This window comes from Pseudoclavibacter sp. Marseille-Q434 (assembly GCF_050315415.1).
Lineage (GTDB): Bacteria > Actinomycetota > Actinomycetes > Actinomycetales > Microbacteriaceae > Pseudoclavibacter.
Window position 1 is genome coordinate 402,749 of sequence record NZ_JBNPQH010000003.1, and the last position, 15,339, is coordinate 418,087.

Annotated in this window: 13 protein-coding genes; 5 read left to right on the plus strand and 8 right to left on the minus strand. The window is 70.0% G+C overall.

The window, feature by feature from the left end; all coding sequences use genetic code 11:
• The first annotated feature begins 36 nt into the window (after positions 1-36).
• Positions 37-1,308: a DUF445 domain-containing protein gene (locus ACQFZP_RS14080; RefSeq protein ID WP_211891727.1), complete on the plus strand. Its 1,272-nt coding sequence runs from the start codon at positions 37-39 to the stop codon at positions 1,306-1,308.
• Positions 1,309-1,392: 84 nt separating this feature from the next.
• On the opposite strand, the gene ACQFZP_RS14085 is transcribed toward ACQFZP_RS14080, so the two are convergent.
• Genes ACQFZP_RS14085 through ACQFZP_RS14095 form a run of 3 tightly spaced genes read right to left on the minus strand, consistent with a single transcriptional unit; the run spans position 1,393 to position 4,600 of the window.
• On the minus strand, positions 1,393-2,325 hold the full coding sequence (locus ACQFZP_RS14085) for a TAXI family TRAP transporter solute-binding subunit (protein WP_211891728.1): 933 nt from the start codon (positions 2,323-2,325) through the stop codon (positions 1,393-1,395).
• On the minus strand, positions 2,319-3,941 hold the full coding sequence (locus ACQFZP_RS14090) for a sensor histidine kinase (protein WP_211891729.1): 1,623 nt from the start codon (positions 3,939-3,941) through the stop codon (positions 2,319-2,321). Before ACQFZP_RS14090 ends, ACQFZP_RS14085 begins: the two co-directional genes overlap by 7 nt.
• A complete protein-coding gene (locus tag ACQFZP_RS14095; RefSeq protein ID WP_104311235.1) occupies positions 3,938-4,600 on the minus strand; it encodes a response regulator transcription factor in 663 nt (220 codons plus the stop codon). The genes ACQFZP_RS14090 and ACQFZP_RS14095 overlap by 4 nt, the downstream gene beginning before the upstream one ends.
• A gap of 191 nt (positions 4,601-4,791) precedes the next feature.
• Here ACQFZP_RS14095 and ACQFZP_RS14100 point away from each other — a divergent pair, with 191 nt between their 5' ends.
• On the plus strand, positions 4,792-6,168 hold the full coding sequence (locus ACQFZP_RS14100; protein ID WP_249312506.1) for an MFS transporter: 1,377 nt from the start codon (positions 4,792-4,794) through the stop codon (positions 6,166-6,168).
• Between the two features lie 151 nt (positions 6,169-6,319).
• Here the strand turns inward: ACQFZP_RS14100 and ACQFZP_RS14105 are convergent, their stop codons facing one another.
• The gene (locus ACQFZP_RS14105) at positions 6,320-7,105 is read right to left on the minus strand and encodes an SDR family oxidoreductase (protein ID WP_104311234.1); all 786 of its coding nucleotides are present in this window, start codon (positions 7,103-7,105) and stop codon (positions 6,320-6,322) included.
• A 259-nt stretch (positions 7,106-7,364) separates the two neighbouring features.
• On the opposite strand from ACQFZP_RS14105, the gene ACQFZP_RS14110 reads away from it, so the two are divergent.
• The gene (locus ACQFZP_RS14110) at positions 7,365-8,162 is read left to right on the plus strand and encodes an SDR family NAD(P)-dependent oxidoreductase (RefSeq protein ID WP_211891731.1); all 798 of its coding nucleotides are present in this window, start codon (positions 7,365-7,367) and stop codon (positions 8,160-8,162) included.
• A gap of 56 nt (positions 8,163-8,218) precedes the next feature.
• Here the strand turns inward: ACQFZP_RS14110 and ACQFZP_RS14115 are convergent, their stop codons facing one another.
• The 4 genes from ACQFZP_RS14115 to ACQFZP_RS14130 all read right to left on the minus strand — a co-directional run bounded on the left by ACQFZP_RS14115 (position 8,219) and on the right by ACQFZP_RS14130 (position 12,594).
• Entirely contained in the window at positions 8,219-8,881 is a 663-nt protein-coding gene (locus tag ACQFZP_RS14115; protein WP_104311232.1) for a carbonic anhydrase, read from the minus strand.
• A gap of 63 nt (positions 8,882-8,944) precedes the next feature.
• Positions 8,945-10,042: a DUF475 domain-containing protein gene (locus tag ACQFZP_RS14120; RefSeq protein ID WP_179557351.1), complete on the minus strand. Its 1,098-nt coding sequence runs from the start codon at positions 10,040-10,042 to the stop codon at positions 8,945-8,947.
• A gap of 450 nt (positions 10,043-10,492) precedes the next feature.
• Complete coding sequence (locus ACQFZP_RS14125) at positions 10,493-11,848, minus strand: 6-phospho-beta-glucosidase (RefSeq protein ID WP_211891732.1); 1,356 nt, start codon at positions 11,846-11,848, stop codon at positions 10,493-10,495.
• The gene (locus ACQFZP_RS14130) at positions 11,845-12,594 is read right to left on the minus strand and encodes a DeoR/GlpR family DNA-binding transcription regulator (RefSeq protein WP_104311229.1); all 750 of its coding nucleotides are present in this window, start codon (positions 12,592-12,594) and stop codon (positions 11,845-11,847) included. The genes ACQFZP_RS14125 and ACQFZP_RS14130 overlap by 4 nt, the downstream gene beginning before the upstream one ends.
• Positions 12,595-12,717: 123 nt before the next feature.
• Between ACQFZP_RS14130 and ACQFZP_RS14135 the strand changes: the two genes are divergently transcribed.
• Positions 12,718-13,902, plus strand: a complete 1,185-nt coding sequence (locus ACQFZP_RS14135) for a PfkB family carbohydrate kinase (protein ID WP_249312507.1) — start codon at positions 12,718-12,720, stop codon at positions 13,900-13,902.
• A gap of 54 nt (positions 13,903-13,956) precedes the next feature.
• A complete protein-coding gene (locus tag ACQFZP_RS14140) occupies positions 13,957-15,315 on the plus strand; it encodes an ABC transporter substrate-binding protein (protein WP_211891733.1) in 1,359 nt (452 codons plus the stop codon).
• Positions 15,316-15,339: the final 24 nt, after the last annotated feature.

Genomic DNA, 15,339 nt, shown 5'->3' on the forward strand with positions numbered 1-15,339 from the left:
CAGTCGTGGCGCGCCGCCGCGTGCGAGGATGACCGCATGTCGCGCACCCCGACCGAGCTCCTCAGTCCTGCCGATCAGGAGCGCCGTCGCAGCCTTCGGGTCATGAAGGCGGTCGCCCTGGGTGCCCTGCTGTTCATGGCGGTCGTGTTCGTGGTCGCGTTCGCGCTCCAGCGCGACGTGCCCGCGTTCGCCTATGTGCGCGCGGCGGCCGAGGGCGGCATGGTCGGCGCCCTCGCCGACTGGTTCGCGGTGACGGCCCTGTTCCGGCATCCGCTCGGCATCCCGATCCCGCACACGGCGATCATCCCGAAGCGGAAGGACGAGATCGGCAGGACCCTCGGCGAGTTCGTCGAGACCGAGTTCCTGCGCGGCGACGTGGTGCGCGCGAAGCTGCAGGCCACGTCGATCGCGTCTCGCCTCGGCGAGTGGATCGAGCAGCCGGAGCATGCCGAGCGCATCGCCTCGGAGGCGTCGATCATGGCGACCGGCGTGCTCGAGGCGCTCAGCGACGACGATGTGCAGGGTCTCATCGAGGATCTCGCCCGCGAGCACCTCGTGGAGCCGCAGTGGGCGCCGCCCCTCGGCGAGTGGATGTCGCGTGTCGTCGCGACGGGCGCGCACCGGGGTGCCGTCGACCTCGCCGCCGACAGCGCCGCCGCGTGGCTGGCCGCGAACCAGTCCGCGTTCGACGGCCTCGTCTCGAAGCGTCTCCCCTCATGGGTGCCGTCGGTTGCGACGAGGCTCGTCGACACCACCGCCTACAACGAGGCCGTGAAGCTCGTGGCGGCCGTGCGGGCCGACGACGCGCATCCGGCCCGCGCCGCCATCGACGGCTACCTCGCGCGCCTCTCGGACCAGCTGCAGCACGACCCCGAGCTCATCGCCCGCTTCGAGGGCGCCAAGGGGAACATCTTCGACAGCCCGCGCATGCGCGAGCTGGCCGCCGAGGCGTGGAACGCCGCGAAGAGCGGACTCCTGCGCTCACTCGCCGACCCCGAGAGCACCCTGCGCACGCGCGTCACGGCGGCGCTCGTCGACATCGGCCAGCGGTTGACGACGGATGCGCAGCTGCAGCAGCGCGTGAACACGTGGGTCATCGACGCGGCCGTGTTCCTCGTCGACCGGTATCGGCACGAGATCTCGTCGATCATCTCGGACACCGTCGCGAGCTGGGATGCCGAGGAGACGAGCGAGAAGATCGAGCTCATGGTGGGCCGCGACCTGCAGTACATCCGCCTCAACGGCACGATCGTCGGGGCGCTCGCCGGCGTCACGATCTTCACGGTCGCGCACGCCTTCCTGGGCTGAGCACGAGCACGAGCACCAGCACCACCCGACCGCGCCCCCCCCGCCGCCCCGCCCAGCGAAGCGGCCTCAGCGTGGCCCCGCCGACTATCCGTACAGCTGCCGGTACCGGCGCTGAGCCGCGGGATGCAGCTCGATGGGGGTCGTGTCGATGAGGTTCGACGCCGTGAGGTACTGCACGCCGAGCGAGCCATCCGGCACGAGCTTCGCGGCGTCCCCGATCAGCACGTCGACCAGGGCGCGGGCGACGTCGTCAGGCAGGTCGGGGCGCGCGAGCAGGTAGTTGGAGACGCCGATGGCCGGCACCGCCTCATCGCTCCCGTAGGTGCTCGCCGGCACCGCCGTGAGCGTGTAGACACCGGGATGCTCCGCTTCGAGGGACTCGAGCGCGCTCGTGAGGTCGAGCAGATCGACCGCCGCGTCGAGGTCCTGCACCGCCGGCAGCGGCAACCCGCCTGACCAGAAGATCGCGTCGACGGTGTCAGCCTCGATCGCGGCGATGGCCTCGTCGAGGTACAGCTCGGACACCACGGCGGCCTGGTCCCCGTCGAGGAGGCCGAGGGAGTCGAGCACACGCCTGGCGGTCAGCGCCGCCCCGGACTGCGGCGCCCCGACCGAGACCCGCCGCCCCGCGAGGTCTTCCACGCCACCGACCGGCCCATCCTTGCGCACGAAGCACTGCAGGTAGTTCTGGTAGACGCGTCCGATCGCGACCTTGTTCTGCGCGTCGGTCGCGGCCGCGTCGGCGAGCACGATGGCCAGCTCGGCGTCTCGCGCCTGCAGCAGGGCAAGGTTGGCGACGCTGCCGCCCGTCGTCACGACCTCGAGCCCCGTCGTGCCGGTCCTGCCGAGTGCGTCGCGGAGCAGCTCGCCGAACTGCACGTAGGTGCCGCCCTGCTCACCGCACGCCATGCGGATGCGCGTGGGCGCCTGCCCGAGCGAGCACCCGGCGAGCGAGAGGGTCGCGGCCGCCGCCGCGCCTGCGCCCAGCAGGAAGCCACGCCTCGTGACGCTCACCACGTGCGCACCAGACGCACTCGTGCCCGGAGCCCGCCCTCGGGCGCCCGGTCGTAGCTGACCGAGGCCCGGTTGGCCCTTGCGAGCTCCCCGACGATCGCGAGGCCGAGCCCCGTGCCCGGCTTCGCCCGATGGTCGGGCGAGCGCCAGAACCTCGTGCCGAGCTGCGCGAGCTCGTCGTCGCGAACCCCGGGCCCGTCGTCGCTGATCTCGAGAAGCGCGTGCCCGGCTGCGCCCTCGAACTCGTCGAAACCCTCGAATCCGTCGAAACCCTCGTGTCCGTCGAAACCCTCGAGACCGTCCTGCGCGTCGGAAGCCCCGTCGCCCGTGGCGCCGCTGAAGCCTCCACGCTCCGCAGGCGGGCGCGACCCCGGCCCGCCGGCCAGACCCTGCCCGTGCACGTGCAGCTTCGCCTGCACCGACCCCGACGTCTGCACCGCCTCGCCCCCGTGCTCGGGACCCTCCAGGACGAACCCCATCGTGACCGTCGCCCCGCCCCCCGCGTACTTTCTCGCGTTGTCGAGGAGCGTCTCGACGATCTCCTCGAGGTCGCTCTTGCGACAGACCACGCGCACCTCGCGCTCGTCGACGACGCGCAGCCGCATCCCTTCGTCGCGGAACCGCTCCTCGTGGGGCGCCGCGAGCATGGCCGCGGACGTGACGTGCTCGCGGGCGGCCCCGTCGGCGAACCCCGTCCTCCGCCCGCTGGCCTCCGCCGTCGCGCGATGCTCAGCGTTTGCGAGCACGAGCATCCGGTCGACGACGTGCTCCAGACGGTCCAGGTCGCCACCGACCGCCTCCAGCTCGGCCTCATCGGCGTCGTCTCGGGGCAGGGCGTCGATGCGAAGGCGGATCGCCGCGAGCGGATTGCGCAGCTGGTGGGAGGCCTCCGCGACGAACCCGCGCTGCTGTTCGAGTGCGTCCTCGACACCCCTCGACATGCGGGCGAACGACGAGGACAGGCGCCGCAGCTCGAGCGGTCCGGTCGCCGCAGCCAGGTCCGGCTCTCGCTGCTCCGCGAGCGCGTTGGCGGCGGCGTCGAGCGCGCGGACGGGCCGCAGCACCCAACTCGTCCAGAACTGCGACGCCGCGAAGAGCAGCAGCAGGAGCAGGACGCCGGCGAGCGCGACAAGCGCCCACCACCCCGTGATCTCGGCTTTCGCCTCCGCCTGGTTCACCTCGAGCAGCACTGCGCCCGATGCCGCGCTCGAGCCGTTCGCGAACGGCTCCGCGACGAGGTGCGTGTCATCGCTCCACGGGTAGATGGTCGGGATGGAGCGCTGGGGCACCGTGCGCGACGCGGCGAGCACCAGCGACGCGGCACGCGCATCCAGGTCGACGTCGCCGGTCGAGGCGACGAGCGCGCCCTCGCTGTCGACGACCATCGCAGATTCGCCGTAGACGTCGGCGAAACGGTCCAGGTAGCGGATGAGGCCGGCGGCGTCGTCGCTCGCGACCGCCGTCTCGGCGCGCTGCACGATCTGGTCCATGGATGTCGCCCGCTGCAGGGTGAGCTGCTGGGTTCGGTTCACGGCGATGCCCTCGCTTGCGGGGATGATGATGGCGATCACCGTGAGCAGGCCGAAGAGCATGAGGGGCAGCAGCACCTGCAGCCTCATCGCGCCGGCTTCGTCTCGAGCCGGTAGCCGAAGCCGCGGATCGTCGTGATCGCGACAGCCGGGAGCTTCTGGCGCAGCTGCGCGAGGTGCACGTCGAAGGACCGCGAGGTCGCCGCGTAGGCATCGCCCCACACCTGGTCGAGCAGTTCCTGCCTGCTGACGGCGCGGCCGACGCGCTTCGCGAGCACAGCGAGCAGCTCGAACTCGGTCGGCGTCAGCGACACCTCGTCGTCGCCGACCGCGACGCGGCGGGAGAGGAGCTCGATGCGGGCCTCGCCGACGTGCACCACCTCTGGCTCGGCCGTCGGGGCTCGACGTCTGGCGACGGCGTCGATGCGGGCGAGCAGCTCGTGCATGCGCACGGGCTTCACGAGGTAGTCGTCGGCGCCGAGCCCGAGGGCGCGCACCGTGGAACGCTCGTCGCCGCGAGCCGTGACCACGATGACGGGCACCTGGCTGACCTGACGCAGACGCCTGAGCACCTCGAGCCCGTCCATGTCCTCGAGGCCGAGGTCGAGCAGCACGAGGTCGACGTCGCGGTGCGTGAGGAGCACGTCGCTGCCCCGGGCGACCTGCTGGCAGGCGTGATCGGCGCGCCCGAGCACGGCCGCGAGGGCGGCGGAGACGGACGCGTCATCCTCGGCGACGAGCACACGCATGCCCCAATGGTAGGCGCGCACCGACGGTGGCCGCCGACACGGGCGAGCGAACGGCACGCACGTAAAGGGAATGTAAGGATCCGCCCGCCACCCCTTGCGCGCTGTCGAGAGTGGTGCAGTACACCCACACCGAGGTGGGGCCGGGGCTCCACCCCGCGGTCAGCAGCAGATCAACGACGATGGAGAAGTCAATGACGACGACACAGCAGCCGGGCAGCCTTCGCCGCTCGGTTTCCAACACCCTGAAGGGCTCGGCCGGCAACCTCGTCGAGTGGTACGACGTCTACGTCTACTCGGTCTTCGCCTCCTACTTCGAGTTCCAGTTCTTCGATTCCGAGGACAAGAACTCGCAGATCTACATCTGGGCGATCTTCGCCGTCACGTTCCTGATGCGTCCCATCGGCGCCTGGTTCTTCGGGCGCTTCGCGGACAGGCATGGGCGCCGCCTGGCCCTCACCGTCTCCGTGTCGATCATGGCCGGCTGCTCGTTCATCATCGCGCTCACCCCGTCGGCCGAGGTCATCGGTGCGGGTGCGGCGATCATCCTGATCATGTGCCGCCTCGTGCAGGGCTTCGCGACGGGCGGCGAGTACGGCACGAGCGCGACGTACATGTCGGAGGCCGCCATCCGCGGACGCCGCGGCTTCCTGTCGTCGTTCCACTACGTGACGCTCGTCGGTGGGCACGTGCTCGCGCAGGCCACGCTGCTCGTCATGGTCCTGTCCATGCCGACCGAGGCGATCTCCGAGTGGGGCTGGCGCATCGCGTTCGGCATCGGCGGCGTCGCAGCCATCGTCGTCTTCTACCTGCGCCGCACGATGGACGAGTCGCTCAGCGAGTCGGCCATCGAGTCCGTCAAGGACGGCACGTCGCGCTCCTCCGGCTCGATGAAGGAGCTCATCCTGCACCAGTGGCGCCCGCTCCTCCTCTGCTTCCTCATCACGATGGGCGGCACGGTCGCGTTCTACACCTACTCGGTCACGGGCCCCGGCATCGTGAAGAAGGCGTTCGCGGGCGACGACGTCGTCTCCGGTACGATCCTGAACCTCATCGCGCTCACCGTGCTCATGCTTCTGCAGCCCATCGGCGGCTGGCTCTCCGACATCGTCGGCCGCAAGACGCTCCTCGTGTTCTTCGGCGCAGGCGGTGTGCTGTACACCTGGTTCCTGCTCACGTACCTGCCGCAGCAGACCAACGAGCTCGCCGCGTTCGGCATCCTCGTCGGCGGCTTCGTGATCCTCACCGGCTACACGTCCATCAACGCCGTCGTGAAGGCCGAGCTGTTCCCGACGCACATCCGCGCTCTCGGCGTCGGCTTCGGCTACGCCATGGCGAACTCGCTGTTCGGCGGCACCGCGCCGCTGCTCTACACGGCGGCGGGCGAAGCCCAGCAGGTGCCGCTCTTCATCATCTACGTCACCATCGCCATCGCCGCGTCCCTCGTGGTGTACGTGTTCTTCCTCAACAACAAGGGCGTGAACTGGCTCGACGATGAGAAGGCCATGCGCGCCAAGGACGACGAGCGGGACGCCAAGCGCGAGGACCGCGAGGTCGCCGGCATCCACTGATCTCAACGGTTCGCACCCATACGGGGAATGCAGGCTCGTCGCGAGACGAGCCTGCATTCTTCGTATGGATGCACCTGGACGAACGCGGGCGGAGGTCCGGAGCAGGCGATCGTCGTTGACGGAGGAGCGGCGGATGGCGCGGGCGCGTGAGTCAGATGAGCGCGGGGCGGCGCGTGCTCTCGGCTCCCCCGTCGGCGTAGATGACCTGGCCGGTCACGTAGCCGTTGTCCTCGCTGGTGAGCCACGCGAGGAGGTTCGCGACGTGGCTCGGGTCGCCCGTCAGCTGCCCGTCAGGGACTGCTTCTTCACGACCGAGCGCTGCGCGGCTCTCCGACGTCTCGAGCGCGCCCGCGGTCATGGACATGAACGCGCGCCCCGGAGCCACGACGTTCAGGGCGATGCCCTCGCCGCCCCACTCCGGCAGGGTCGCCGCGCGCCTCGCCCAGCGTGCGACGGACTGCTTCGACGTGGTGAAGAGCACGGACCAGCCGAGGGGCGTCACCGCGGATGCGAGCTCGTCCGCGTAGGCGAGGGCCGCTTCCTCGTCACCCGTCTCGATGAGGTCGAGCAGCTGGGCGTCGACCTCCTCGAGCGCGACGAGCGTGGCGACGACCGCCGCGCGCGGAGCATCCGACAGCGCGAGCAGCGGCCGCAGGCCCTCGAGCGTGGCGACGGCCCCGAAGTGGTTCACCGAGACCGTCTCAGAGGCAGGCCGCATGCGGTCTGCGATCGCGAGCGCACCGTCGACGATGCCCCCGCTGAGCTCGGTGGCCTGCGCGATGAGCTCGGCCCGACCTTCCGCACTCGTGAGGTCGACGTTGATGTCGGCTCCGGCGAGATCGACCCCGATGACGCGGTGCCCGTCTTCTCTGAGCTTCAGCGCCGCCGCCTTGCCGATGCCGGTTGCCGAGCCTGTGACGACGTACGTGCGAGTCATGGGTGAGGGTCCTTAGCGCTGGGTGAGCCTTCGCTCAATGACAGAGGTGCCGCAGAGCTACGCGGCGGACCGTGCCCATGAGCACAGTTCAGGAGAGCCGAGGCGTGGGCGCCGAGGGTGGCTCAAGCCTAGAACTGAGGCAAGCGTCCGCCTCGAATTTAGTCCACTTCAGTAGGCCGCCTAACAATTCTCGGAGGTTCGCGACGCATCCGGACGCCGCCCGGAGGCTTCACCGGAAGCACCCCCGTACATTGGCCGCATGACTTCTCGGAAGCCTCCCCTCCGTTTCGGATCGCAGACCGTGCTCGTCACGGGCGCGAGCTCTGGCCTCGGTGCCGAGTTCGCGCGCCAGCTCGCGTCGCGCGGCAGCGACCTCGTGCTCGTCGCCCGCCGAGAGGCGAAGCTCGAGAACCTCGCCGACGAGCTGCGAAGCCGGTACGGGGTGACCGTCTCGACGATCGCCGCCGACCTCGGCGCGGCGGGCGCCGCATCCATGCTCAACGCGGAGCTCGAACGCCGAGACGTGCACGTGACGAGTCTCATCAACAACGCCGGATTCGCGACGAGCGGTGCCTTCCATGACGAGGACGCGGAACGCGTGCGCGCGGAGATCGCCCTCAACGTGGCGGCGCTCGTCGACCTGACGCAGACGTTCATCGGGCAGCTCCGGCAGGGCGACGGCTTCCTCGTCAACGTCGCGAGCGTCGCCGGGTACCAGCCGACGCCTGGCTTCGCGGTCTACGGGGCGACGAAGGCCTTCGTGCGGAGCTTCACCGAGGCCCTGTGGGCCGAATCCGCGGGCACCGGCCTGCGGGTGCTCGCACTCGCGCCTGGCCCGACCTCGACGGAGTTCTTCGACGTCGCGGGCGAGGACATCGGCTCCGGGCTGCCGCGCATGACGGCCCGCCGCGTCGTGGCGATCACCCTGCGGGCCCTCAGGAAGCGCGACCCGGGGCCGTCGGTCGTCCCCGGTCCCGTCAACACGACGCTCACGCTCGCGTCGAAGTTCGCGCCTCGCAGGCTGCTGCTGCGCGGGATGAACCGCGCGTCGCGCTGACGAACCGCAAGGGTTCGTCAGCGCGACGCGGGCCGAGCGCGATCAGCGATCAGCGATCAGCGATTGATGGCGAGGTGCCCGAGCGCCGTGACCGGTGTGACGCGCCCGTCGGCGAGCTTGTACTGGCAGCCGACGATGCTGAGGGCGCCGCTCGCGACGGCGTCGCTGAGAACGCGCGAGCTGCGCACGAGCGCGTTGATCGTCGAATAGAGGTGGCGGCGCCCGACGGCGTCCGGGTCGATCTGCGCCTCGTCGACGTACGGCGTCGACTGGTCGCTCGTGAACCACTCCTCCTGGACGGAGGGCTGGATGCGCGCCAGCTCGTCCCTGATCGCGGGCGTCACGTCGTGCGGGTGCGCCGTGGTCTGGTTGATGGCGGCCTTGACGGCGCCGCAGGAGCCGTGGGCGAGGACGACGATGACGGCGACGCCCAGTTCGGCGACGGCGAACTCCATGGTCGCCGTCGTGTTCTCATTGGCGATCTGGCCCATGTTGCGGGCCACGAACAGGTCGCCCAGTCCGCAGTCGAAGAGGATCTCGGCGGCGACGCGCGAGTCGGAGCAGCCTAGGAATGCGGCGTTCGGCGCCTGGCTCCCCGAGAGCTCGGTGCGGCGCTCGGTGCTCTGCTGCGGGTGCAGCAGGTCGCCCTTGATGAAGCGCTCGTTGCCGTCGACGAGGGCATCCCAGGCCTCCTGGGGTGTGACGCGTGATGAGGTCATTCGTTCTGTTTCCTTTCGAGGTTGACAGGCATGCGCCTGCACTGGAGGTTCTGCGGGGCAGGGTCAGGCGCGAAGACGCGCCTGAGCGGCCGCGAGACGGGCTCGAAGACCGTCGACGAGGCGCTCCCAGATCGGCAGCGACGTGATGAGCGCGGCGAGGATGATGACGGTGGCGACCCAGCTCGCGACGATGCCCGGGATCGGTGCGATGAGACTCGCCCAGAGCAGGATGCTGAGCGCTCCCAGACAATAGGCGGCCCCCGCCTTCAGATGCCGGTGGCGTGCGAGGCCGTCGCTCGCGACCACGCGTCCGGTGACCAGCGCGAGCAGGACCGCGCCGACCGTCACTGCCGCCGATGCGATGAGAATCTGCAGGACCGGACTGGGCACAGCCTTGACGGACTGCAGCACGGAAACGCCGTCGAGGATCTCGCACATCAGGAAGATCACGAGCGCGCGCTCGAAGATCACGGTTCCGGCGTGCACGGACACTCGACGCCCGCCTGTGCCGCGGCGAGCCCAGGCGGCGATGCCTTTCGAGAGCGCGTACGTGGCCCCACCGGCGGCACCGCACGCGAAGATGATGAGGGCCGCATGTGGCGGCACGAGGAACGCCCCGACGGTCGCGCCGATCACGGCGGTCGAGATGGATGCGAGCCACGGGCGTCGGACTCGAGCCAGGCGCGCTTCTGCGGGCCCGAGCCACGACCCTCGACTGGTTCGATCGGTGTTGAAGAGGTACTCCGCGAAGACGAGCCAAACGAACACCGCTCCGTAGGCGGCGATCGCCGGTCGAATGTGCAGGAGATCGGACGCGAACGCGCTCGGATCGGTGACGACCTCGATGAACGCATTCCAGAGGTGCGTGTCCCCTTCCCGGGCATGCTCGACCGCCACGGCGAATTCAGGCAGCAGCAGGCGCCCGAGGAGCTCGCCCACGACGAGCCCGAAGGTGAGGAAGATTCGACGGGACCGCTCGTCGATGCGAGTTGCGACGCCCGCCATGGGCACTGCGGACTTGACCCCCATCGTCGTCTCGAGCACAACGAGGAAGAGGAACGCGGCGGCGATCTGGAGGCCGAGCACCTCCCAGGCGACGAGGGTGACGACGGCCGTGAGAATGACCGGCACGGTGAGGACACGGTTGAGCTTCCGAATCAATAGGCTCTCCTGACTGATGAGGCGGACGAGCGGAGTCGGGGCTCCCCCACCTCGTCTTGGACCCGTCCAAGCTAGCAGTGAAGTGAACGACGATGCATTTCTCCTGGTCCGCCCGGCGATCTGCCTCACCCAAGGGACCCATGAGACCCGGGGAATAGGGGAACTACCCGTCAGGAGATCCGGCTCCGACGCTCGGCGTCGCGAGTCGCCAGCACTCGCCGACCGGGAGGTCGTCGTAAACCCATGATTCGGCTGAGCAGTGCGGGTTCTCCGGCAGCACGCCTGGCGCTGAAGCGGGGTCTCGTGTCACGCTGACGCGGAACGATGACGGAACCCGGCTGCCGAACTCGACAGATCGGACGACTCGCCGCGACCATTCCCGCCAGCGGCACGGTCAGCGTGCGTCCCAGAAAGTGAACTGACATTCCTCGCGCGAAGTGAAGGGTGGGGTCAGTGGAGGAGGCGTCCGATGCTCGTGAAGTGCTGGCTGTAGCCGTCGACGAGCTTTCGGGCCACGGCAACCGAATCGACGAGCGGGTGCGCGGCGAAGCCACGCCAGGCGAGCTCGCGGGAGCCGCTGGTGGCTGCTTCGATGACGAGCCGCTCGGCCGCCTTGACCTGAGTCATGAGCCCGAGCATCTCGCCCTCGACAGGGGCGATCGGCCACGGATGCACGCCGTCGGCATCGACGACGCAGCCGACCTCGACCACCGCATCCTCGGGCAGGGCAGGCACGAGTCCGCCGTTGCGCACATTGAGGATCATGGTCGCCGGCGTTCCCGACGAGAGGGCGGCCATCAGGTCGAGGGCGACGCTCTCGTAGCCGCCTCCAGCGACATCCTCGACCTCGCGCTCCTCGCCCTCTTCGCGGCTCTCGGCCATGTAGCTCGCCTCGCGCTCGTGACGTGTGCGCATCCAGGACTCGAAGGGGTCCGTGCCGGGGTTCGCGAAGAACGCCCCCTGCTGCGCGTCGAGATACTCGCCCCTCGTCGAGGCGGCGGCGCGGATGCTCTCGTTCGCTTCGCGCGTGAAGGAGTAGTAGTAGAGGTACTCGTTGGGCAGCGCGCCGAGGGCCCGCACCCAGTCGAAGCCCAGGAGGCGAGCCTCCTCGATGCGCTGCAGCGAGGCGTCCGAGGCGAGCAGCTCCGGCAGGCGCTCGACCCCGTCGACCTCGAGCGAGCGCAGCCAGCCGAGGTGGTTGAGCCCGACGTAGTCGAAGGCGAGCTCCGAGGAGGCGCTGGCGCCCGGACGCGCCGCCGCTGGTGCCCCCGCGACGGCCGCGGCTCGCCGCAGCAGACCGATCGGGGTGTCGCAGATGCCGACGACGCGATCCCCGAGCACGCCGCGCATGGCTTCCGTGACGATGCCTGCCGGGTTGGTGAAGTTGATGACCCACGCCTCCGGCGCGACCCGACGGATCGTCTCCGCCAGCGAGATCATGAACGGGATCGTGCGCAGCGCGTAGGCGAGCCCGCCCGGGCCGACCGTCTCCTGGCCGAGCACGCCGAGCTCGAGGGCGATGCGCTCATCCGCCACCCGCCCCGCCGTGCCGCCCACGCGGACGGCGCTGAAGACGAAGTCGGCGCCCTGGAGCGCCTCTTCGAGGTCGGTCGTGACGGTGATCCTTGGTGCGAATCGACGCTCGCTCGCGATGCGCTCGACGATCACACGGATGATGGCGAGCCGCTCAGGTGAGATGTCGTAGAGGCTCAGCTCGTCGATGCGGACGGGGGCCTCGTCGGAGGCGACCGCCTCGAACACCTGGGGAACGCGGAACCCTCCGCCTCCGATGATCGTCAGCTTCACGAGAACATCACCTCTACTTCCGCCTCGCGGAGGACGGCGAGCGTCGCCGGGTCCGCTTGTCTCTCCGTCACGACACCCGTGATATCGCTGGCCCCGCAGACCCGCAGCAGCCCGACCCCGGGGAACTTGGTCGCATCCGCGAGCACGACGGTCCGCTGCGACGACGCGATCATCGCGAGCTTGACGGGAACCTCGGTCCCGGTCGTGTCGGAGACCGTGCCGTCTGGACGGATGCCGCTGGTGCCGAGGAAGCAGACGGTGGCCCGGATCTGCGCGAGCGCCTGCTCGGTGAGCACGCCCACCATGGAGCTGTAGTTCTTCCGGACGACCCCGCCGAGCACGATGAGCTCGACCGTGTCGTCGTCACGCAGCGCATCGACGACGGCGAGGCTCGAGGTGATGACGGTGATGCGTCGGCCGCGCAGCTCTCTCGCGAGGTGGGCCGTGGTCGTGCCGATGTCGATGAGGACGACGTCGCCGTCGCGCACCAGCTCGGCGGCCCGGGCCGCGATGGCGCCCTTCTCGGAGCTCTGGTGCGTCGCGACCTCGGAGAACGGAACCCGGTCGGGCTCGACGCTGCCGCCGCCTCTGACCCGGCGGAGCAGGCCCTCCGCGCTGAGCGCGTTGAGGTCGCGGCGCACCGTCGACGGCGAGACCCCGAACTGCACGGCCAGCTGCTCGACAGTGACCTGCCCGTCGGCGCGCAGCGACTGCAGGATGCGAGCCTGGCGGGTCGTGGTGAGCATGCGAGGCATCGTAGCAGTCACGGACGCGCAGCATTCAAGCGCGAGTGAGCACGACTTGACGCACGAACGATCACCGCGCAGGATGTGTGAGCAACACCGCTGTTGCACCCGAGAGGAGCCGCGATGGACTCCGCACGCGACCCCATGTCGCCCCCGATCCAGGCGCCCGCCCAGTTCCAGGCGCCGCAAGCAGGAGCGACGGCGGATGCACGCTTCGACGTCGTGCTCGCCGGCTCCGTCTTCTTCGACATCGTGTTCACCGACCTGCACGGCGTGCCGAGCGCCGGCACCGAGGTGTGGGCAGACGGCATGGGGTCGACGCCGGGCGGCATCGCGAACCTGGCGGTCGCCGCCAGCCGCCTCGGGCTCACGACCTCTCTCGCGTCGGTCTTCGGCGACGACGTCTACGGGCGCTGGTGCTGGGAGCTCCTCGAGGAGCACGAGGGCATCGACCTGAGCCGCTCGCGCCGCTTCGAGAACTGGCACACCGCCGTCACCGTCTCGGTGGCGCAGCACGGCGACCGCAGCATGATCACCCACGGGCACCCAAGCCCGATCTCGAGCGACGCGCTGCTGGGCGACGGCATCTCGAGCCGCACCGCGCTCACCGAGCTGGGCGTCATGTCGAGCCTCGAGCAGGAGCCGTGGTGGCTGCGCGCCGCCGGCCAGGGCACCCGCATCTTCGCCGACGTGGGCTGGGACGACACGGGCGCGTGGGACCCGGCCGTCCTCGAACCGCTCGCCTCCTGCTACGCCTTCCTGCCCAACGAGCGCGAGGCGGTCGAGTACACGCGCACCGAGTCGCCGCTCGCCGCAGCCCGCGCGCTCGCCGCGCACGTGCCGCTCGTCGTCGTGACCTGCGGCAAGGACGGCGCGATCGGCATCGACTCCGCGACCGGCGAGGAGGTCCGAGTGCCGGCCGTGCCGGTTCGCGCGTACGACGCGACCGGGGCCGGAGACGTGTTCGGCGCATCCTTCGTGCTCGGGACCCTGCGCGACTGGCCGCTCGAGCAGCGCCTCACGTTCTCCGCGCTGTGCTCGGCGCTCGCCGTGCAGCAGTTCGGGGGCTCGCTCGCCGCGCCCGGCTGGGGTGACATCGCCGACTGGTGGGAGGCGACGCGAGCTTCCGGCGACGCCGACCTCATCCGCCGCTACGGCTTCCTGCAGGATGTGCTTCCCCCCGAGCGCGCCGGCGCGGTGCGCCGTGCGGAGGCGACCTTCCGCCTCGTCGACCATTTCCCTCCCGGAAGGCACAGCCTCTCGGGCGGGCAGGGTCCCGCCCCGCGCGACGAGAATCCCGTCGGCTGACGCCCAAGCGATATCTTTACCCTCTGCTCCCCCGCTGCGATAGGAAGGCCCAACATGTACGAGAAGCACCGGAGAACCGCGGCGGCCGCAGGCGGCTTGGCGCTCGTCCTCGCACTGGCGGGCTGCGCGCCAGGCACCGGCCAGACAGACGGCCCCGCCGAGCCAGCAGGCGACATCAGCACCGACATCTCGCAGGTCGGGGACGTGACGCTCACCGTCTGGGACCAGGAGGTGCGCGGCGGGCAGAACGAGCAGATCGAGCAGCTGAACGCGGCGTTCGAGGAGCTGTACCCGAACGTGACGATCGAGCGGAACTCGCAGGCCTTCGACGACCTGGCGACGACGCTGCGCCTGGCGCTCACCGACGACAACGCGCCCGACGTCGTGCAGGCCAACAACGGCCGCAACACGATGGGGGCGTTCGTCGAGGCCGGGCAGCTGCGCCCGCTCGACGACTACGCGGAGGCGTACGGCTGGTTCGACCGCTACCAGGAGTCGATCCTGCAGTACTCGACGTACAGCGACGACGCGAAGGTGTTTGGCGAAGGCAACCTGTACGGCCTCCCCCAGGTCGGTGAGGTCGTCGGCATCTTCTACTCGAAGGCGAAGCTCGACAAGCTCGGCATCGAGGTGCCCGGCACCTGGTCGGAGTTCGATTCCGCGCTCGCGACGGCGAAGGCGGCGGGCGAGACGCCCATGCAGCTCGGCAACATCGAGCAGTGGCCGGCCGGGCACGTGTTCGGCCCGCTGCAGGGCGGCTACGTGGATGCGGAGACCATCACGAACCTCGGGCTCGGCAACCCCGGCGCGAGCTGGACCACGCCGGAGAACGTGGAGGCGGCATCCGCCCTCAAGGGCTGGGTGGATGACGGCTACTTCAACAGCGGCGTGAACGGCACCGACTACGACGCCGCCTGGCAGGCGCTTGCAGACGGCAACGGCGTCTTCCTCATCGGCGGCTCGTGGCTCGCGGCCGACCTCGAGGCGAGCATGGGTGACGACCTGGGCTTCTTCGTGCCGAAGACGGATGACGGTGCGCTGGCGACGACCGGCGGCACCGGCCTCCCGTTCGCGATGACCTCGGCGGCCGACAACACCGACGTCGCGGCCGCGTACATCGACTTCCTGACGAGCGACGACGCGATGCAGATCCTCGCCGACACCGGCAACCTGCCCGTCAACAAGTCCGCCGAGCTGGCGCCCGAGTCCGGTGTCTTCGCCGACATCTACGGCGCCTTCGGCGAGGTCACCGAGTCGGGCAGCGTCCTCCCCTACCTCGACTACGCGACGCCGACCTTCGGCGACACCATCGGCCAGTCCCTGCAGGGGCTCATCGACGGGCAGCTCACGCCTGAGCAGTTCACCGAGGCCCTCGAGACCGACTACGCGGCCTTCACTGCAGCGAACGAGTGACCCCGGTGTCGTCGCTGATGAGGA